The following is an 18,101-nucleotide window of genomic DNA, read 5'->3' on the forward strand; positions in this document are numbered from 1 at the left end:
TCAGAGCGTCCGACACTCGCCTTGCAGTTCCATTGACCGCTCGGCTATGCCCTTTGTCCCCGAGACATCTTGTCTTCGAAACATTGGGCAGGGGCGACTACACCGTCATTGTTGACGGGTCCGGGAGATTTTTCTCGCCAGTACGGGCGGGCACATACAGCTATTTCACTGACTTGTCACGCCTTGGCCCTGTCTTTTTTGGTCGCATGCCACCACGCAATCGTCCAGTGCAGGGTTGCGCCGGCCCTTCAAGCTTCCTAATCCGGGAGCAGCACACTTGTCCGGCGGCCTCACAATGTCTGTTTTCGACGCAGTCCTGCTCTTCCTCGCGGGTTTTCTGTCAGGCGCCGTCAACGCCGTTGCCGGCGGCGGCACCTTCATAACCTTCGGCGCCATGACGCTGGCCGGCCTGCCGCCGATCGTCGCCAACGCCACGTCCTCGGTAACGCAGTTTCCCGGTTACATCACCTCGACGCTGGCTTACTGGACCGACATCAAGCATTTCTGGCGCGGCGCGCTGCTGCTTTGCCTGATCTCGGCTTTGGGCGCGCTGGCTGGTGCGCTCATCCTGCTGGCGCTCTCAAATCCGTCGTTCCGCGCCCTCGTGCCGTGGCTGCTGCTGGCCGCAACCGCCTTGTTCGCCGCCGGGCCGTGGCTGAAACCAACGCCGAAGCCTGGGCATGAAGCCACGGTCGGCTCTCTGGCCGGTTCGCTGGCGCAGTTCGCTACCGCCATCTATGGCGGCTTCTTCGGCGCCGGCATGGGCGTCATGATGCTGGCGACGCTCGGCCTGACGCAATCCGGCGACTATCACCGGCTGAACGCGCTGAAGAACATGCTGGCCGTGGTCATCGCCGCCGTTGCCATACTGGTCTTCGTTTCCGGCGGCGTTGTTGCCTGGCCTCAGGCAATCGTCATGATCCCCGGCGGCGCGCTCGGCGGCTATGCCGGCGTCTGGATCGCCAAGCGCGTGCCGCAAAACGCAGTACGCGGCTTCGTCATCGCCGTCGGCCTATTTCTCGCCGTCTACTATTTTGCCAAGGGCTGAGCGGCGAGCAAATCCGGCCGCCGCTCCTTCGTCAGCCTCTCGGACTCTGCGCGGCGCCAGGCGGCGATCTTCTTGTGATTGCCGGAAACCAGCACGTCGGGGATTGGCCTGCCTTCGAACTCCTGCGGTCGCGTGTAATGCGGATGTTCGAGCAGACCGTTCTCAAAACTTTCTTCCTCGCCTGATACCGCATTGCCCATCACACCGGGCAACAGCCGGACCACGGCATCGAGCAGCACCAGGGCTGCCGGCTCGCCACCGGAGAGGATGAAATCGCCGATCGAGACTTCCTCCAGCCCACGCGCCTCGATCAATCGCTGGTCTACACCCTCGAAGCGGCCGCAGACGATGACGGCGCCCGGCCCGGCGGCCAGCTCGCGCACCCGCGCCTGCGTCAACGGCTTGCCGCGCGGGCTCATCAGCAATTTTGGCCGCGGATCGCCGGACGGCGAGGTGTGGTCGATCGCCTTGGCCAGCACATCGGCGCGCATCACCATGCCGGCGCCACCGCCGGCCGGCGTGTCGTCGACGGTGTGATGGCGATCGCTGGCGAAGTCGCGGATCTGGATAGCTTCCAGCGACCATGTCCCGACTTCGAGCGCCCGTCCGGCCAGCGACAGGCCTAGCCCGCCCGGAAACATCTCGGGATAGAGCGTCAGCACCGAAGCCTTGAACGTCACCGGTTGCCCCCGGCGTCGCGTGGCCCGCGCGGCCGGCCCTTCGCGTCGAAGTCTTCTTCGCGCGGCGCCTCGCCATCCTCGTCCTCGACCAGCCCGGCCGCCGCCGGATCGACACGGACAAAACCTTCGGCAACCACCACCTGCGGCACGGCGGCCTGCGTGAACGGGATCAGCACGCCTTTGCGCCCGCCAAGCGTGACATCGAGAATGTCGCCGCCGCCGAAATTGTGTACCGCGACCACCTTGCCGACAACCGCATCCGTGTCGTCGCGGACTTCCAGCCCGACGAGATCGGCGTGGTAGAACTCGTCCTCTTCGCCATCGTCCGGCAGCATCGAGCGGTCGACGAACAGCTCCGTGCCGGCCAGCGCCTCGGCGGCGTTGCGGTCGGCAATGCCCTTGAAACGCACCACGACGACAGTGTTTGCCGGCCTTATGTCGATGATCTGGAAGGCGCGGCCGTCCTTGGCATAGAGCGGGCCATAATCCGCCAGCGCCAGCGGCTCGCCGGTGAAGGTTTTCACCCGCAATTCGCCCTTGATGCCGTGGGCGGCGCCGATCACGGCCATTTGCACGGGGTTCTGGGGCTTCGACATGGCTGATATCCTTTGCCCTGCTCTAACGCCCTACCGGCGTCATTTCAATGATCGCCCGTGGCCATTTCAATGACAGGTTCTTCACCGCTTCCTAACCCGGCTGCCTGACAATGGCGGCATGCAGGAATTTCTCATCCCGGCAAAACCCGACCTCCAGGCAGCGCGCGAAAGCTGGCTGAAGATGCTGGCGCGCGAGCGTCGGCTGTCACCGGCGACTGTCGAGGCCTACGAGCGCGACACGCGCCAGTTCCTGCATTTCCTGACCGGACATTGCGGCGGCTCGCCCGGCATTTCCGACATCGCAACCTTACGCCCGGCCGATCTGCGCGGCTTTCTTGCCGCGCGGCGCAACGCCGGCGCCGGCGCCCGCACGCTCGGACGCGGCCTCGCCGGCATCCGCTCGCTGCTGCGCTTCCTCGAACGGCGCGGTCTCGCCAATGCCGCCGGTGCCGCTGCGTTGCGCGCGCCGCGCCTGCCGAAATCGCTGCCCAAGCCGCTGACCGCCAGCGATGCCAAACATGTCGTGTCGGTGGAAGGCCAGCTGGCTGAAGAGCCCTGGATCGCCGCCCGCAACGCCGCCGTGCTGACGCTGCTTTATGGATCGGGCCTGCGCATTTCCGAAGCGCTGGGCCTCAGCGCCGCCGACCTGGCATCGGAAGCCGACACCGTGCTGCGCGTCACCGGCAAGGGTGGCAAGACACGGCTGGTGCCGGTGCTGCCGGTGGCGCTCAGGGCAATCGCCGAATACCGAAAATTGTGTCCCTACCATCTTGATCCCAAGGGCCTGCTGTTTCGCGGCGCCCGCGGCGGGCCGCTCAACCCGGCCATCGTCCAGCGCGACATGGCCAGGCTGCGCTCGGCGCTGAACCTGCCCGACACCGCGACGCCGCACGCGTTGCGCCATTCCTTCGCCACCCATCTGCTCGGGCGCGGCGGCGACCTGCGCACCATCCAGGAACTGCTCGGCCACGCCAGCCTGTCAACGACGCAGGTCTATACCGGCGTCGACACCGCAAGACTGCTCGAGATTTACGAATCCGCGCATCCCCGCGCGTGACCACTGTATAAGTCCAGGACAATTTCCCCACGCCGGTTAACCGTTTCGCCGCTTTTCAGTCCTAGAACCGCACCATGAAACGCGCCCTTGCCATTGCCGATCGCGCGGCCCTTGTGTCGCTGAAGCTGCTCGTCGCGCTCAACGCCGTGTTTTGCCTGTCTTTTCTCGTCGTGCTGCTGCTTGCCATGGGCAGGGCGCATGCCGAAGCCCCGGCCTGCGCCGGCGCCGATCTGCTGTCGGCCCTGCAGAAGGAAGACCCCGCCACCTATTCCAGGATCGAGACGGAAGCAGCAGCGACGCTGAACGGCAAGGGCCTGTTGTGGAAGCTGGAGAAATCAGGCGAAAAGCCATCCTTCCTGTTCGGCACCATGCACATGACCGACCCGCGCGTGACCACTCTGCCGCCGGCAGCCAGGAAAGCCTATGACGCTGCCGGCACCATCATCATCGAGACCACCGACGTGCTCGACAAGCAGAAGATGATGGAGGCCATGCTCAAGGAACCCGAGCTGATGATGTTCACCGACAACACGACGTTGTCGTCGCTGTTGTCGCCGGAGGATGCGGCGGTGGTGAACAAAGGGCTCGATGCGCGCGGCATTCCGCCGGCGAGCGTCTCCAAGATGAAGCCGTGGCTGCTGTCGGCCATGGTCGCGCTGCCGGTCTGTGAGGTCGCCCGTCAGGCAGGCGGCGCACCGGTTCTGGACGTCAAGCTGGCGCAGGACGCCAAGGCCTTGGGGAAGCCGGTGGAAGGGTTGGAGACCGCTGCCAGCCAGCTGCGCGCCATAGCCTCGCTGCCGATTGCGTTCCACATCAAAGGGCTGGTCGAGACCCTGAAGCTCGGCGACAAGATAAACGACATCAACGAAACCATGATCGTGCTTTACCAGCGCGGCGACACCGGCACCTTCTGGCCGCTGTTGCGTTCGATCTCGCCCGACGAAGACGACGACGCAGGTTACGCCGAATTCGACCGGACGATGATCACCGGCCGCAACAAGGTCATGGCCGACCATGCCGCACCGATCCTGGCCAAGGGCAATGCCTTCATGGCCGTCGGCGCCATGCATCTTCCCGGCCCCGAAGGCCTGGTCGAGGATTTTCGCAAGGCCGGCTATACCGTCACCGCCGTCGACTGAGCAGCGCCCGTCTTGAATACCGAATCACGTAAGCCCGGCTCTGTGCGGTGCGCAACTGATTCGCAAAGCGGAGGCGGTTGGCCCTATTTTTGGCGGAAAAGGCCAGCTAAGCTCGTTCTACCTCGTTCGTGATTGATTTTGCGGGGGAAATACAGGCCAACAAGCGGTTGCGAATCAGAATTTTCCTGCGTTCGTCAATTTGAAGGCCTAGTATGAACCCGTTCAACGGTTGCGCGTTGAGGGGTGTTGATTGATGCTTTTCATCCACGGAGGACACTTTTATGGCGAACCCTAACGATCCAGCGCCCAGGTCGGGTGGTGGCAGCGGCTGGCTGATTGCGCTGGTCGTCGTCATCCTTGCGATTGTCGCGTACTATGTTTTCGGCAGAAGCGGCGAACATCCTGCACCCGCAGAGCCGCCGGCAGCCAGCACACCGGCGCCCGCACCTGCACCGGCTGAGCCGATGAAGCCCGCCGAACCGGCTCCCGCACCAGCCCCTGCTCCCGCACCGGCTCCCGCACCGGCTCCTGCGCCAGCCCCGGCACCCGCGCCCGCTCCGGCGCCGAGCCCGTAATCTGGCCAACTGATCTGGCATCTTGATTCCAGCCAAGAACGGCCCGCTGAAAAGCGGGCCGTTTTGTTTGGGGCACCTATCGGCGAGCGTCGCGATTCTTCACCGCCCCCTCTGTCCTGCCGGACATCTCCCCCTCGAGAGGGGAGATCGGCAGTTCACGAACAGCGCCAGGTTAGAAACGTGAGAAACTTGAAAGCTCGCGACGCGGCGGTGAAGTCCAATCTCCCCCCTTGAGGGGGAGATGGCCGGCAGGCCAGAGGGGGGGTGCTGTCCCTCCAGCGTTTCCTTAAATATGGATCGGCTTGAAGAACGTCGCCAGCGCTGCTTCCTTCACCGCTTCCGACATTGTCGGATGCGCGTGGCAGGTGCGGGCGAGGTCTTCGGATGAGCCGCCGAATTCCATCAGCACCGCCGCCTCATGAATCATCTCGCCGGCGCCGAAGCCGACAATGTGGACGCCGAGCACGCGGTCGCTGGCTTTGTCGGCGAGGATTTTCACGAAGCCGTCCGTGTGGAGCATGGCGCGCGCGCGGCCGTTGGCGGTGAACGGGAATTTGCCGGTTTTGTAGTCGATGCCGGCCTTCCTCAGCTCTTCCTCTGTCTTGCCGACCGAAGCGATTTCCGGGCTGGTGTAGACGACGCTCGGAATGACGTCGTAATTCACATGGCCGGCCTGGCCGGCAATGGTCTCGGCCACCGCCACGCCTTCATCCTCGGCCTTGTGCGCCAGCATCGGCCCGGCGATGACGTCGCCAATGGCGTAGATGCCGGCCACGTTGGTCCTGAGATGCCCGTCGGTCTTGACCCGGCCGCGCTCGTCGACCTCGACGCCGGCTTCTTTCAACCCGAGGCTGTCGGAATAGGCCCGGCGTCCGGTCGAGATCAGCACCGCCTCGGCCTCGATGGTCTCGGCCGCACCACCCTTGACCGGTTCGAACGCAACGGCGGCGCCCTTTTTGGCCTTGGTCACCCCTGTCACCTTGGCGCCGAGCTTGAACTCGAAACCCTGCTTGGAAAGCAGGCGCTGGAACTGCTTGGAGACCTCGCCGTCCATGCCGCCCAGGATGGTGTCGAGGAATTCGACCACGGTGACCTTGGCGCCGAGCCGTGCCCAGACCGAGCCGAGCTCCAGACCGATGACCCCACCGCCGACCACCACCAGATGTCCCGGCACTTTCTCCAGCGACAGCGCGCCGGTCGACGATACGATCACCTTCTCGTCGATGTCGACCTTGACGCCGGGAATGCCGGCGACATCGGAGCCCGTGGCAATAACGATGTTTTTCGTCTCGATCTCCTCGACCTTGCCGTCCTCAGCCGTCACCAACACCTTGCCGGCCGCAACCACCTTCCCGGTGCCACGGAAACTATCGATCTTGTTTTTCTTGAACAGGAAGGCGACGCCATTGACGTTGGCCGAAACGGTCGCGTCCTTGTGCGCCATCATCTTCTTCAGATTGAGTTTCGGCGCCGGTATCTCGACGCCCAGCGCATCGAAGGAATGGCCGGCCTCGGCGAACATCTCCGAGGCATAAAGCAGCGCCTTGGATGGGATGCAGCCGATGTTCAGGCAGGTGCCGCCGAAAGTGGCGTTCTTCTCGACCACCGCGACCTTGAGCCCGAGCTGTGCCGCCTTGATGGCACAGACATAGCCGCCCGGTCCCGACCCTATGATAACGACATCATAAGCCATGTTCGTTTCCCTTAGCTTGGGGCTCAGCGGCCGCCGCTTACATTCAGGATTGCGCCCGTCGTGTAGGACGCTTCATCCGACAAAAGATAGAGAACGGCATGCGCGACTTCATCCGCCGTGCCGGCTCGTTTCATCGGCAGCATGTCGCGGAACCGCTCGACCCGGTCCGGCTGGCCGCCCGAAGCGTGGATCTCGGTGTCGATGATGCCCGGCCGTATCGCGTTGACGCGCACGCCTTCGGTCGCGACTTCGCGCGCCAGGCCGAGCGTAAAAGTGTCGATCGCCGCCTTGGACGCTGCATAGTCGACATATTCGCCGGGCGAGCTGTGTAGCGACGCCGCGGACGAGATGTTGACGATGGCGCCGCCCTGGCCGCCATGCTTGCTCGACATGCGTTTGACCGCTTCGCGCGCGCACAGGAACGAGCCGATGACGTTGATGCGCATCATGCGCTCCAGCCGCGCCAGGCTCATCTCATCGACGCGCGCCTTGACGTCGACGACGCCGGCATTGTTGACCAGCGCGTCGAGCCGGCCATAGGCGCGATCGACGGCTTCGAACATGGCGACGATGTCGGCTTCGACGCCGACGTCGCCCTTGACGGCAAATGCCTCGCCACCCGCCGCCTCGATTTCGTCGACCAGCGCCTTGGCGGCAGCCTCGTTCGAGGCATAGTTGACCGCGACCCGGTAGCGCGCCTTTGCCGCAAGCCGGCAGGTGGCCGCGCCAATGCCACGACTGCCGCCGGTGACCAGAAGCACCTTCTTGGACGCGCTCATTCCTGGCAACCTTTCAGCAGAAACACGTCCCATGGCAGTTTTGAGAAACCGTTCGGGCCGAAGGCCGTCGACATCTGCAGCGACGGCCCGAGATCGGGGAAGATCAGGCTCTGCGGCGCGTCCGTGCCTTCCGCCGCCAGGAGCGCGATGTTGCCCTTGTCGTCGGCGCTGTAGATGACGCCATGCCAGACCGTGCAGGCGGCAAGCTCGTCACCGGTGACGTCGCCGGTCGGGCATTTGTACATCAGCGACCCTTGCGGTCGCGAAACACCGGATGTCCACATGACAATGCCGTCGAGAACGATGCCCTTGTCGAGCACCATCTTGAACGAGTTGGTGACGGTGACCGCATCCGTCGTCGGCCGGAAATCAATGCCGGCCTCGCTTTCGGCATCGCCATAGACAGCAAGCGCCAGCGGGCAGGCGGCATGCGCCTCGTAACCCGCTGCGAGAACAGCCAGCCCGGCCATAAATCCGATCATTGGCGAAGCGATGTTTGTCATGAATTGCTCGGGCTGCTCTCGCGGCCGTCGGCGTTTTCGAGCACCTCGAAATCGGTCATCAAGACCAGCGGCTCGCCGGCCGCATCCAGTCCCCAGAAGGAATAATAGTTCCCATCACCGAAGCCAGTGTCGAACATGGCTATATTAAGCGGATTTCCATCAACCGGGTTATCCATGCGGAACTTGTCGAACGAGCATGCAACGTCAGCAAGATAGCTGTCGAGTTCCTCCTGCTCGGACATCAGCGTCAGAACCGACTTGTCCATGAACGAAGCAACATTGTCATCGACAATAAATCCAGACTTCCAGGACGATGTGCCGACGTCGCGGACGAAGGCAGCCAACTCCCACCGCACCGGCAAGCCAGTGCCAAACCGCAATACCGCTGCAGCAACACGGCCTTGCGCCTCAAGCAACGTGACTGGATAGCATCCCGGCCTGACCTTACGGCTAAACACAGGCCGTTCCAGCCCGGTAATCAGTGGATCGCAAGCGATGATTTCGCCGGTCGGTAGCTCAAGCTCACCGATCGCGGTGACGATGATCTTCCGCTCCGCCATTTCGGCTTCGCTGAGAGCGAAGACACCGAGATTGCTGCTCGCCGGCGCCGAATCCCATTCAGTCGAGGTCGCCGGCGGAGAGATGGCGGCGGAAGCCGCCGGCCGGGAACGCCTCAATACGCTACCCGCTACTCGACCCAGCTTGAACCCAAACCGCGCCAGCCAGCCGCTCATGACGGATCAGCTCCGATCACAAATCAAGCACCAGCCGTTCGGGATCCTCCAGGCTATCCTTGACGCGGACCAGGAAGGTCACGGCTTCCTTGCCGTCGACGATACGGTGATCGTAGCTCAGCGCCAAGTACATCATCGGCCGGATCACGATCTGGCCGCCGACCACGACCGGCCGGTCCTGGATCTTGTGCATGCCCAAAATGCCGGACTGCGGCGCATTGAGGATCGGCGTCGACATCAGTGAGCCGTAAACGCCGCCATTGGAGATGGTGAACGTACCACCCTGCATGTCGGCGACCGACAGCTTGCCGTCGCGTGCGGCGATGCCCAGCCGGCCGATATCCTTCTCTATTTCGGCAATCGACATCTGATCGGCGTCGCGCACCACCGGCACGACGAGGCCCTTTTCGGTGCCGACGGCGACGCCGATATGGGCATAGTTCTTGAAGATGATGTCGGTGCCGTCGATCTCGGCATTGACCGAGGGGATCTCCTTCAAGGCGTGGGTGACGGCCTTGGTGAAGAAGCCCATGAAGCCGAGCTTCACGCCGTGCTTCTTCTCGAAGATGTCCTTGTACTTGGTCCTGAGCGCCATCACCGCCGACATGTCGACCTCGTTGAAGGTGGTCAGCATGGCGGCGGTCGACTGCGCTTCCTTCAGCCGGCGCGCAATGGTCTGGCGCAGCTTGGTCATGCGCACGCGCTCCTCGCGCGACGCATCGTCGCCCGAAGACGGCGCACGCACGGCGACCGGAGCCGGTGCGGCCTTCGGAATTTCGGCCGGCTGCGACGGCGCGCCCTTGGAAATCGCGTCGAGCACATCGCCCTTCAGCACCTGGCCGCGCTTGCCCGACCCGGAAACCTGGTCGACCGACAGATTGTTCTCGGCGATCAGCTTCGCGGCAGCTGGCGCCGGCGGCATGGTGCGCGGCTCGACCGGCCCGGCGTCGCCGGCTATCTTGGCGGTCTCAGCCGCAGCCTGCCTGGTCGTGTGCGCTGCGTCCGGGCTCGAAGCCTGCGACACCGCTTGCGGCTTGGTCTCCTGCTTGGACGCCGGGGCGGCCGTGGCGACGCCTGCCGAGATCGAACCCAGCAACGCGCCGACGCCGACGGTCTCGCCTTCCTTGGCGGTGATCTCGCCCAGCGTGCCGGCGGCGGCGGCAGGCACCTCCACCGTCACCTTGTCGGTTTCGAGCTCGACCAGCGGCTCGTCGACGGCAATGGCATCGCCGACCTTCTTGAACCACTTGCCGATGGTCGCCTCGGTGACGGATTCGCCGAGAGTGGGAACGCGGATTTCGGTAGCCATTGTGCCTGTTCCGTTTCTTCTCTGTCTGTTCTATTCGCCGGGTTTGTTCTATTCGCCGAGCGCGTCTTCGAGCAGGGCGGCGAGCTGCGCCAAATGCTTCGACATCAAGCCGGTCGCCGGCGATGCCGCCGCAGGACGTCCGGTATAGCGCACCCGCTGGTGCTTGGCGTCGATATGAGCCAGCACCCATTCCAGATACGGATCGATGAACGACCAGGCGCCCATATTCTTGGGTTCCTCCTGGCACCACACCATCTCGGCATTGCGGAAGCGCGACAGTTCGGTGATCAGCGCCTTGGCCGGGAACGGATAGAGCTGTTCGACGCGCAAGAGATAGATGTCGTTGATGCCGCGCTTCTCGCGTTCCTCGTACAGGTCGTAATAGACCTTGCCCGAGCACAGCACGACGCGGCGGATTTTGGAATCCTTGGTGAGCTTGATCGCCTGGTTCTGCAACAGCTGGGCGTCGTCCCACAACAGCCGGTGGAACGAGCTTTCGCCCGAAATCTCCGGCAGCGTCGACACTGCCCGCTTGTGGCGCAGCAGCGACTTCGGCGTCATCAGGATCAGCGGCTTGCGGAAGTCGCGCTTCAGTTGCCGGCGCAATATGTGGAAGTAGTTTGCCGGCGTGGTGCAGTTGGCGACTTGCATATTGTCTTCGGCGCAGAGCTGCAGGAAACGCTCGAGCCGGGCCGAGGAATGTTCCGGCCCCTGGCCCTCATAGCCATGCGGCAGCAGGCAGACCAGGCCCGACATGCGCAGCCACTTGCGCTCGCCCGACGAGATAAACTGGTCGAACACCACCTGGGCGCCGTTGGCGAAATCGCCGAACTGCGCTTCCCAGAGCGTCAGCGCCTTAGGCTCGGCCAGGCTGTAGCCATACTCGAAGCCGAGCACCGCCTCTTCCGACAGCATCGAGTTGATGACTTCGTAGCCGGCCTGTGCGGCCGAGAGATTGTTGAGCGGGATGTAGCGGGTCTCGTCGCGCTGGTCGTAGAGCACGGAATGGCGCTGCGAGAAGGTGCCGCGTTCTGAATCCTGGCCGGAGAGCCGGATCGGATTGCCGTCGAGCAGGATGGCGCCGAAGGCCAGCGCCTCGGCCGTCGACCAGTCGATGCCTTCGCCGGAGTCGATCGCCTGGCGGCGGTTTTCGAGGAAGCGGATGATGGTCTTGTGCGCCTCGAAACCTTTCGGCACCTCGGTCAGTTTCTTGCCGATGTCCTTCAGCACCTTGACCGGCACGGCGGTCTTGCCGCGGCGCTGTTCGTCCTGGTTGTCGGCGGTGCGCAAACCAGACCAGGCGCCGTCCAGCCAGTCGGCCTTGTTGGGCTTGTAGTGCTGGCCGACTTCCCATTCGGACTCCAGATGGGCGCGCCAGTCGGCCTTCATCTTGTCGAGTTCGGCCTGGCTGATATGGCCCTCGGCGATCAGCCGGTCGCCATAGATCTGCACCGTCGTCTTGTGGTTGCGGATGTTGGCGTACATGATCGGCTGCGTGAAGGCCGGTTCGTCGCCCTCATTGTGGCCGAAGCGGCGATAGCAGAACATGTCCACCACCACCGGCTTGTGGAACTTCATGCGAAATTCGATCGCCACCTTGGTGGCATGCACCACCGCTTCCGGGTCGTCGCCATTGACGTGGAAGATCGGCGCCTCGATCATCTTGGCGACGTCGGACGGATAAGGCGACGAGCGCGAGAAGCGCGGATTGGTGGTGAAGCCGATCTGGTTGTTGATGATGAAATGCAGCGTGCCGGCGACGCGGTGGCCGCGCAGGCCCGACAGGCCGAGAATTTCCGCGATTACGCCCTGGCCAGCAAAGGCGGCGTCGCCATGCAGAAGCAGCGGCAGCACCTTGGCGCGCTCTTCCAGCGGCACGATCTCCTCGCGGCTGCGGCCGAACAGATAGTCCTGCTTGGCGCGCGCCTTGCCCATCACAACCGGATCGACGATTTCCAGATGCGAAGGATTGGCGGTCAGCGACAGATGCACCTTGTTGCCGTCGAATTCGCGGTCCGACGAGGCGCCGAGATGGTACTTGACGTCGCCCGAGCCCTCGACCTCGTCAGGAGCGGCCGAGCCGCCCTTGAACTCGTGGAAGATGGCGCGGTGCGGCTTGGCCATCACCTGGGACAGCACGTTCAGCCGGCCGCGATGCGCCATGCCGAGCACGATCTCCTTCATGCCGAGCTGGCCGCCGCGCTTGATGATCTGCTCCAGCGCCGGGATCAGGCCTTCGCTGCCATCGAGGCCGAAGCGCTTGGTACCCTTGTACTTGACATCGATGAACTGCTCGAAGCCTTCGGCCTCGACCAGCTTCTGCAGGATCGCTTTTTTTCCCGTAGCGGTGAAGGAAATCTCCTTGTCGGCACCCTCGATGCGCGCCTGGATCCAGGCCTTCTCCTCGGGGTCGGAAATGTGCATGAACTCGACACCGAGCGTCGAGCAATAGGTGCGGGTCAGGATCTCCAGCATCTGCCGGATGGTGCCGAATTCGAGGCCGAGCACATTGTCGAGGAAGATCGGCCGGTCGTAGTCGGCTGCGGTGAAACCGTAATTCTCCGGGGACAGCTCGTTATAGTCCTCAAGCGGCTTGGCGATGCCGAGCGGGTCGAGATTGGCATGCAGATGGCCGCGCATGCGGAAGGCGCGGATCATCATGATGGCGCGCACCGAATCGCGCGTCGCCTGATGCACGTCGGCATCCGACAGCACGACGCCATTGGTGACCGCCTTGTCCTTGACCTTCTTTTCCAGATGCTTCTCGACGATGCCCCAATTGCCGTCGAGCGCCGACACCAGTTCGCCATTGGCCTGCAGCGGCCAGGAGGGCTTTGCCCAGGAAGCGCCCTTGGCGTTCTTGCGCACATCGCCGGCGTCGTCCTTCAGCCCGGCGAAAAAATCCTGCCATTCGGGGTTTACCGACTCTGGATCATCCTCATAGGACGCGTACAGCGCGTCGATATAGTCGGCATTGCCGCCATAGAGGAAAGAGGTGAGCGAAAATTGGTCGTTGGCCTGATCTTGTCTTGCCATTTTTGTCCGCGGAGCCTGGCTCCGTCTCCTTTTCAAAAGCGAATAGTGAGTAGCGAATAGCGAGTAGGGATTTTTCCCGGGTCGCGCCGTTACTCTCTTTTCCCTATTCGCTATTCACTACTCGCTACTCACTTGGCCTTGATCGCCTCGACCAGCGTCGTGCCCAGACGCGCTGGCGATGGCGATACTTTAATGCCGGCCGATTCCATCGCCGCGATCTTGTCTTCCGCGCCGCCCTTGCCGCCGGAGATGACCGCGCCCGCATGGCCCATGGTGCGACCGGCCGGCGCGGTGCGCCCGGCGATGAAGCCCGCCATCGGCTTTTTGCGGCCGCGTTTGGCCTCGTCCTTGAGGAACTGCGCGGCGTCTTCCTCGGCCGAACCGCCGATCTCGCCGATCATGATGATCGACTTGGTCTCGTCGTCGGCGAGGAACATCTCGAGCACGTCGATGAACTCGGTGCCTTTGACGGGGTCGCCGCCGATACCGACGGCGGTCGTCTGGCCGAGGCCGACATTTGTGGTCTGGAACACTGCCTCATAGGTAAGCGTTCCCGAGCGCGAAACAACGCCGACCGAGCCTTTGCGGAAGATGTTGCCGGGCATGATGCCGATCTTGCATTCGTCGGGGGTGAGCACGCCGGGGCAGTTCGGGCCGATCAGCCGCGAGGTCGAGCGGTCGAGCCGCGCCTTGACCCTGACCATGTCCATCACCGGAATGCCTTCGGTGATGCAGACGATCAGCGGGATCTCGGCTTCGATGGCTTCGAGGATGGCTTCGGCGGCGCCCGTCGGCGGCACATAGACGACCGAGGCGTTGGCGCCGGTCTTTTCCTTGCCCTCGGCGACCGAGGCGAAGATCGGCAGGTTTTCGCCCTTGGCGCCGGTCCAGGTCTCGCCACCCTTCTTTGGATGGATACCGCCCACCATCCTGGTGCCGTGATAGGCCAGCGCCTGTTCGGTGTGGAACGTGCCGGTCTTGCCGGTCAGGCCCTGCACCAGCACCTTGGTGTTCTTGTCGATGAGAATGGACATCGGAGCCCTTTTCTAAAAACCGTTGATCGAGGAAGGCGAGACGCGCCGGTAGACGCCGCTCACCATGTCTTGCCAGCTGTCGCTGCCGGCAGGTTTGAAATGCAATCGCATGCGGTAGGCATCGGCATTGTCGAAAATATATGTGATCCGCGCGGAACCGCGCGGCGACGACCGATCAAGAGTGAGCTCGCTGCCGTTCCATGCGCCTGTGGCCGGCGAGGCCGGCACAAAGCCCATGGAATCGAACTGGTGCATGGTGACGAGGCTGTTTTGCTGATCGAATCCGAACACTGAGTGCGAGCCGAACGAGACCGTGCCGTCGCGGCGCTGGCGATAGCGCTGCACCACGAACAGGCCGCCGAACTGTGCCTCCCCCAGCACTTCCGACGTCGCCGGTCCACCATCGGCCCATTGTGTTTCCGCCACCTCTTCCTCGCCGCGCCACGCGCCGACCAGCGCCTGCAGGCGCTGGTGATCGGCCGAGAGCAAGGAGAACGCGTTCATGGGTCAGAGCCGCTTCAGGTCGGAGACGGTGAGGTCGCTCTTGGCGTTGCCGGTGTTGAGCGTCGTTGCCGGCTCGAACATCAGCACCACCGGCTCGGCGGTCAGCGACCGCGGCCGGTGCTCGACGCCCTTCGGCACGACAATGAAATCGCCCTCGCCGAGCTCGACCGGGCCGTCGCGAAAATCGATGGCGATCTTGCCCCGCAGCACGAGAAAAGCCTCGTCCTCATGCTCATGTGCATGCCAGTCGAAGGTCTCGCCGAACTTGGCGACCTTCGCCTGGCTGTCATTGACGTCGCCGGCGATATGCGGATCGAAGACCTTGGTGATCGTTCGATCCGCCGCCTCGACCAGGTTTATCTTGCGCGGAGGCATTCGCCTTCAGCCCTTCACCGCCGCCACGATCTTCTTGGCTGCGTCATCGAGATCGTCGGCCGACACCACGTTCAGGCCGCTGTCGTTGATGATCTTCTTGCCGAGCTCGGCATTGGTGCCTTCAAGACGCACCACCAGCGGCACTTCCAGGCCGACTTCCTTGACTGCGGCAATGACGCCCTCGGCGATGATGTCGCACTTCATGATGCCGCCGAAGATGTTGATCAGTATGCCTTTGACGGCCGGATCCTTGGTGATGATCTTGAACGCCGCCGTCACCTTCTCCTTCGACGCGCCGCCGCCGACATCGAGGAAGTTGGCGGGCTCGGCGCCGTAGAGCTTGATGATGTCCATAGTCGCCATGGCGAGGCCGGCGCCATTGACCATGCAGCCGATATTGCCGTCGAGCGCGACATAGGCGAGGTCGTATTTCGACGCCTCGATCTCCTTCTCGTCCTCTTCGGTGGTGTCGCGCAGTTCCATCAGTTCGGGGTGGCGGAAGAGAGCGTTGTTGTCGAACGACACCTTGGCGTCCAGCACGCGCAGGCGGCCGTTTTTCATCACGATCAGCGGGTTGACCTCGAGCAGGCTCATGTCCTTCTCGACAAAGGCCTTGTAGAGGATCGGGAACAGCGTGCCGGCATCCTTGGCGGCATCGCCGGTGAGGCCCAGCGCTTCCACCAATATGTCGACGTCGATGGTCGTCACGCCGGCCAGCGGATCGATGGCGCGGGTGATGATCTTTTCCGGTGTGTCGTGGGCGACGCCTTCAATGTCCATGCCGCCCTCGGTCGAGACGACGAAAGCGATGCGGCCGACCGAGCGGTCGACCAGGATCGACAGATAAAGCTCGCGATCGATGTCGGCGCCGTCCTCGATATAGAGGCGGTTGACCTGCTTGCCGGCGGGGCCGGTCTGCTTGGTCACCAGCGTGTGGCCGAGCATCTCATTGGCGTTGGCAACGACTTCGGCAACCGACTTAGCCAGCCGCACGCCGCCCTTTGCGTCGGGCGACAGTTCCTTGAACTTCCCCTTGCCGCGGCCGCCGGCATGGATTTGGCTCTTCACCACATAGAGCGGACCGGGAAGCGCTTGTGCCGCGGCTTCCGCTTCGCTTGCCTTGAACACCGGCACGCCTTCGGCCACCGGCGCGCCAAACGACTTCAGCAGCGCCTTGCCTTGATATTCATGGATGTTCATCTGGACGGTCTCCGGATCGGCTGCTTTGGGGGATTACTTCGAGGCGAGGTGCGGGGCGATCTTGACGCAGGCCTCGGTCAGGCCCTGCACCGTCGCCACCGAAGCGTCGAACATCTTCTGCTCGGCCTTGTTGAGGTCGATCTCGATGATGCGCTCGACGCCGCCGGCGCCGATGACAACGGGAACGCCGACATAGGTGCCCTTGACGCCATACTGGCCCGAGAGATGCGCAGCGCAAGGCAGCACGCGCTTCTTGTCCTTGAGGTAGGATTCGGCCATCGAGATGGCCGAGGCTGCCGGGGCGTAGAAGGCCGAGCCGGTCTTCAACAAGCCGACGATCTCGGCGCCGCCGTCGCGGGTGCGCTGCACGATCTGGTCGAGCTTTTCCTTCGAGGTCCAGCCCATCTTGATGAGGTCCGGCAACGGAATGCCCGAAACCGTGGAGTAGCGGATCATCGGCACCATGGAATCACCGTGGCCGCCGAGCACGAAGGCGGTGACGTCCTCGACCGAGACCTTGAACTCCTCGGCCAGGAAATAGCGGAAGCGCGCGCTGTCGAGCACGCCGGCCATGCCGACGACATGGGTCTTGGGCAGGCCGGAAAACTTCTGCAGCGCCCAGACCATGGCGTCGAGCGGGTTGGTGATGCAGATGACGAAAGCCTTGGGCGCGTATTTCTTCAGCCCTGCGCCGACCTGTTCCATGACCTTGAGGTTGATGCCCAGCAGATCGTCGCGGCTCATACCCGGCTTGCGCGGCACGCCGGCAGTGACGATGCAGACATCGGCGCCCTCGATCCCGGCATAATCATTGACGCCGGTCAGCCGGGAGTCAAAACCGTCGACCGGCGAAGACTGCGCGATATCGAGCCCCTTGCCTTGCGGAATGCCCTCGGCAATATCGAACAGCACCACGTCGCCGAGGTCCTTGAGGCCGATCATGTGAGCGAGCGTGCCGCCGATCATGCCGGAGCCGATAAGCGCTATCTTGTTGCGTGCCATGTGAGGAAATTTTCCCTTTGTCTGTGACGACGCCCAAATCTCTGGTGATCTGGTTGACGGCGTCGAGGAAGAGGCCGGAATGCTGTGGTCTCAGCGAGATTTCGCCGCATCCAGTAGCCCTGGTGGAAAATATATTCAATCGATTATTTTCGAGTGAATAATTTCAATCGGTTAGAAACATTGGGGTTTACGTAAACGTCAAAGTTTGTAGGCCGACTTGAGAGGTTTTATACAATGAACGTGGAAATCAGAAGACTCTGTCCAGGCGATGACGCCCTTGTGAAGCGCATCGCCGAAGACGTGTTCGACGAGCCGGTGCGGGCCGACAGGCTTGCCGCTTACCTCGCCTCGCCGGGTCATTTAATGATTGTCGCGCTGGCAGACGGCGTCGTCGTCGGCCAATGCGCTGCCATCATCCACCGCCATCCCGACAAGGTGACCGAACTCTACATCGACGAAGTCGGCGTCTCGCCGGCCTTCCAGCGCCATGGCATCGCGCGAAAGATGCTCGACGCCATGTTCGCGCTCGGCCGCGAGCAGGGATGCGGCGAAGCCTGGGTCGGCACCGAACCGGACAATGTTCCAGCGCGGGCGCTTTATGAATCGCGCAGGGAGGTGCATGGGCCGGCGGAGTCGTTTGAGATGTATGTGTATGAGCTTTAGGCGTCGGCGGGACAGCGCCCCCCCTCTGCCTTGCCAGGCATCTCCCCCACGAGAGGGGAGACCGGACGTCACGCGACCTTTCGCCAATCTCCAATGGCCGCAGGAATGAGCGGAGCGCCGAAACCGCCGATCTCCCCCCGTGTGGGGGAGATCTCCGGCAGGACAGAGGGGGGC

General features: G+C 63.2%; 17 protein-coding genes. 4 read left to right on the forward strand and 13 right to left on the reverse strand.

Features of this window, described 5'->3' with window-relative positions; genetic code table 11:
• The first annotated feature begins 295 nt into the window (after positions 1 to 295).
• The gene (locus AC3EMP_RS03080) at positions 296 to 1,048 is read left to right on the forward strand and encodes a sulfite exporter TauE/SafE family protein (protein ID WP_023683874.1); all 753 of its coding nucleotides are present in this window, start codon (positions 296 to 298) and stop codon (positions 1,046 to 1,048) included.
• On the opposite strand, the gene trmD is transcribed toward AC3EMP_RS03080, so the two are convergent.
• Positions 1,030 to 1,728, reverse strand: coding sequence for a tRNA (guanosine(37)-N1)-methyltransferase TrmD (gene trmD, locus AC3EMP_RS03085; RefSeq protein ID WP_023670527.1), 699 nt, complete (start codon positions 1,726 to 1,728; stop codon positions 1,030 to 1,032). The genes AC3EMP_RS03080 and trmD overlap by 19 nt on opposite strands.
• Complete coding sequence (gene rimM / locus AC3EMP_RS03090; protein WP_023814767.1) at positions 1,725 to 2,324, reverse strand: ribosome maturation factor RimM; 600 nt, start codon at positions 2,322 to 2,324, stop codon at positions 1,725 to 1,727. The genes trmD and rimM overlap by 4 nt, the downstream gene beginning before the upstream one ends.
• 118 nt (positions 2,325 to 2,442) lie before the next feature.
• Here rimM and AC3EMP_RS03095 point away from each other — a divergent pair, with 118 nt between their 5' ends.
• Complete coding sequence (locus tag AC3EMP_RS03095; RefSeq protein WP_352713036.1) at positions 2,443 to 3,381, forward strand: tyrosine recombinase XerC; 939 nt, start codon at positions 2,443 to 2,445, stop codon at positions 3,379 to 3,381.
• A gap of 74 nt (positions 3,382 to 3,455) precedes the next feature.
• Complete coding sequence (locus AC3EMP_RS03100) at positions 3,456 to 4,520, forward strand: TraB/GumN family protein (RefSeq protein ID WP_023736768.1); 1,065 nt, start codon at positions 3,456 to 3,458, stop codon at positions 4,518 to 4,520.
• A gap of 861 nt (positions 4,521 to 5,381) precedes the next feature.
• Here the strand turns inward: AC3EMP_RS03100 and lpdA are convergent.
• The 11 genes from lpdA to mdh form a co-directional block, all read right to left on the reverse strand.
• Positions 5,382 to 6,788 carry a dihydrolipoyl dehydrogenase gene (gene lpdA, locus AC3EMP_RS03105; protein ID WP_352597651.1) on the reverse strand — a complete coding sequence of 469 codons (1,407 nt, stop codon included), beginning with the start codon at positions 6,786 to 6,788 and terminating at the stop codon, positions 5,382 to 5,384.
• Positions 6,789 to 6,811: 23 nt separating this feature from the next.
• A complete protein-coding gene (locus tag AC3EMP_RS03110) occupies positions 6,812 to 7,567 on the reverse strand; it encodes an SDR family oxidoreductase (protein ID WP_023683871.1) in 756 nt (251 codons plus the stop codon).
• On the reverse strand, positions 7,564 to 8,070 hold the full coding sequence (locus AC3EMP_RS03115; protein WP_023736766.1) for a hypothetical protein: 507 nt from the start codon (positions 8,068 to 8,070) through the stop codon (positions 7,564 to 7,566). The genes AC3EMP_RS03110 and AC3EMP_RS03115 overlap by 4 nt, the downstream gene beginning before the upstream one ends.
• A complete protein-coding gene (locus tag AC3EMP_RS03120; protein WP_050485860.1) occupies positions 8,067 to 8,804 on the reverse strand; it encodes a DUF4241 domain-containing protein in 738 nt (245 codons plus the stop codon). The genes AC3EMP_RS03115 and AC3EMP_RS03120 overlap by 4 nt, the downstream gene beginning before the upstream one ends.
• A gap of 16 nt (positions 8,805 to 8,820) precedes the next feature.
• On the reverse strand, positions 8,821 to 10,113 hold the full coding sequence (gene odhB, locus AC3EMP_RS03125) for a 2-oxoglutarate dehydrogenase complex dihydrolipoyllysine-residue succinyltransferase (protein WP_352713031.1): 1,293 nt from the start codon (positions 10,111 to 10,113) through the stop codon (positions 8,821 to 8,823).
• A gap of 48 nt (positions 10,114 to 10,161) precedes the next feature.
• Positions 10,162 to 13,149, reverse strand: coding sequence for a 2-oxoglutarate dehydrogenase E1 component (locus AC3EMP_RS03130; protein WP_023670536.1), 2,988 nt, complete (start codon positions 13,147 to 13,149; stop codon positions 10,162 to 10,164).
• A gap of 128 nt (positions 13,150 to 13,277) precedes the next feature.
• The gene (gene sucD, locus AC3EMP_RS03135) at positions 13,278 to 14,183 is read right to left on the reverse strand and encodes a succinate--CoA ligase subunit alpha (RefSeq protein WP_023805930.1); all 906 of its coding nucleotides are present in this window, start codon (positions 14,181 to 14,183) and stop codon (positions 13,278 to 13,280) included.
• A 12-nt stretch (positions 14,184 to 14,195) separates the two neighbouring features.
• A complete protein-coding gene (locus AC3EMP_RS03140) occupies positions 14,196 to 14,687 on the reverse strand; it encodes a DUF1579 family protein (RefSeq protein ID WP_352713027.1) in 492 nt (163 codons plus the stop codon).
• A 3-nt stretch (positions 14,688 to 14,690) separates the two neighbouring features.
• Positions 14,691 to 15,062 carry a cupin domain-containing protein gene (locus AC3EMP_RS03145; RefSeq protein WP_023706740.1) on the reverse strand — a complete coding sequence of 124 codons (372 nt, stop codon included), beginning with the start codon at positions 15,060 to 15,062 and terminating at the stop codon, positions 14,691 to 14,693.
• A gap of 6 nt (positions 15,063 to 15,068) precedes the next feature.
• Positions 15,069 to 16,262, reverse strand: coding sequence for an ADP-forming succinate--CoA ligase subunit beta (gene sucC / locus AC3EMP_RS03150; RefSeq protein WP_023726041.1), 1,194 nt, complete (start codon positions 16,260 to 16,262; stop codon positions 15,069 to 15,071).
• A 33-nt stretch (positions 16,263 to 16,295) separates the two neighbouring features.
• Positions 16,296 to 17,264, reverse strand: coding sequence for a malate dehydrogenase (gene mdh, locus AC3EMP_RS03155; protein ID WP_023670541.1), 969 nt, complete (start codon positions 17,262 to 17,264; stop codon positions 16,296 to 16,298).
• A gap of 234 nt (positions 17,265 to 17,498) precedes the next feature.
• Between mdh and AC3EMP_RS03160 the strand changes: the two genes are divergently transcribed.
• Positions 17,499 to 17,927, forward strand: a complete 429-nt coding sequence (locus AC3EMP_RS03160; protein WP_023670542.1) for a GNAT family N-acetyltransferase — start codon at positions 17,499 to 17,501, stop codon at positions 17,925 to 17,927.
• Positions 17,928 to 18,101: the final 174 nt, after the last annotated feature.

This window comes from Mesorhizobium sp. P160219 (assembly GCF_057786095.1).

Coding starts and splice junctions, on each gene's coding strand:
- AC3EMP_RS03110 (WP_023683871.1), bottom strand. CDS start 7,567: ATGAGCGCGTCCAAGAAGGTGCTTCTGGTCACCGGCGGCAGTCGTGGC.
- odhB (WP_352713031.1), bottom strand. CDS start 10,113: ATGGCTACCGAAATCCGCGTTCCCACTCTCGGCGAATCCGTCACCGAG.
- AC3EMP_RS03100 (WP_023736768.1), top strand. CDS start 3,456: ATGAAACGCGCCCTTGCCATTGCCGATCGCGCGGCCCTTGTGTCGCTG.
- AC3EMP_RS03120 (WP_050485860.1), bottom strand. CDS start 8,804: ATGAGCGGCTGGCTGGCGCGGTTTGGGTTCAAGCTGGGTCGAGTAGCG.
- AC3EMP_RS03160 (WP_023670542.1), top strand. CDS start 17,499: ATGAACGTGGAAATCAGAAGACTCTGTCCAGGCGATGACGCCCTTGTG.
- AC3EMP_RS03145 (WP_023706740.1), bottom strand. CDS start 15,062: ATGCCTCCGCGCAAGATAAACCTGGTCGAGGCGGCGGATCGAACGATC.
- lpdA (WP_352597651.1), bottom strand. CDS start 6,788: ATGGCTTATGATGTCGTTATCATAGGGTCGGGACCGGGCGGCTATGTC.
- AC3EMP_RS03095 (WP_352713036.1), top strand. CDS start 2,443: ATGCAGGAATTTCTCATCCCGGCAAAACCCGACCTCCAGGCAGCGCGC.
- mdh (WP_023670541.1), bottom strand. CDS start 17,264: ATGGCACGCAACAAGATAGCGCTTATCGGCTCCGGCATGATCGGCGGC.
- sucD (WP_023805930.1), bottom strand. CDS start 14,183: ATGTCCATTCTCATCGACAAGAACACCAAGGTGCTGGTGCAGGGCCTG.
- AC3EMP_RS03115 (WP_023736766.1), bottom strand. CDS start 8,070: ATGACAAACATCGCTTCGCCAATGATCGGATTTATGGCCGGGCTGGCT.
- rimM (WP_023814767.1), bottom strand. CDS start 2,324: ATGTCGAAGCCCCAGAACCCCGTGCAAATGGCCGTGATCGGCGCCGCC.
- sucC (WP_023726041.1), bottom strand. CDS start 16,262: ATGAACATCCATGAATATCAAGGCAAGGCGCTGCTGAAGTCGTTTGGC.
- AC3EMP_RS03140 (WP_352713027.1), bottom strand. CDS start 14,687: ATGAACGCGTTCTCCTTGCTCTCGGCCGATCACCAGCGCCTGCAGGCG.
- AC3EMP_RS03130 (WP_023670536.1), bottom strand. CDS start 13,149: ATGGCAAGACAAGATCAGGCCAACGACCAATTTTCGCTCACCTCTTTC.
- AC3EMP_RS03080 (WP_023683874.1), top strand. CDS start 296: ATGTCTGTTTTCGACGCAGTCCTGCTCTTCCTCGCGGGTTTTCTGTCA.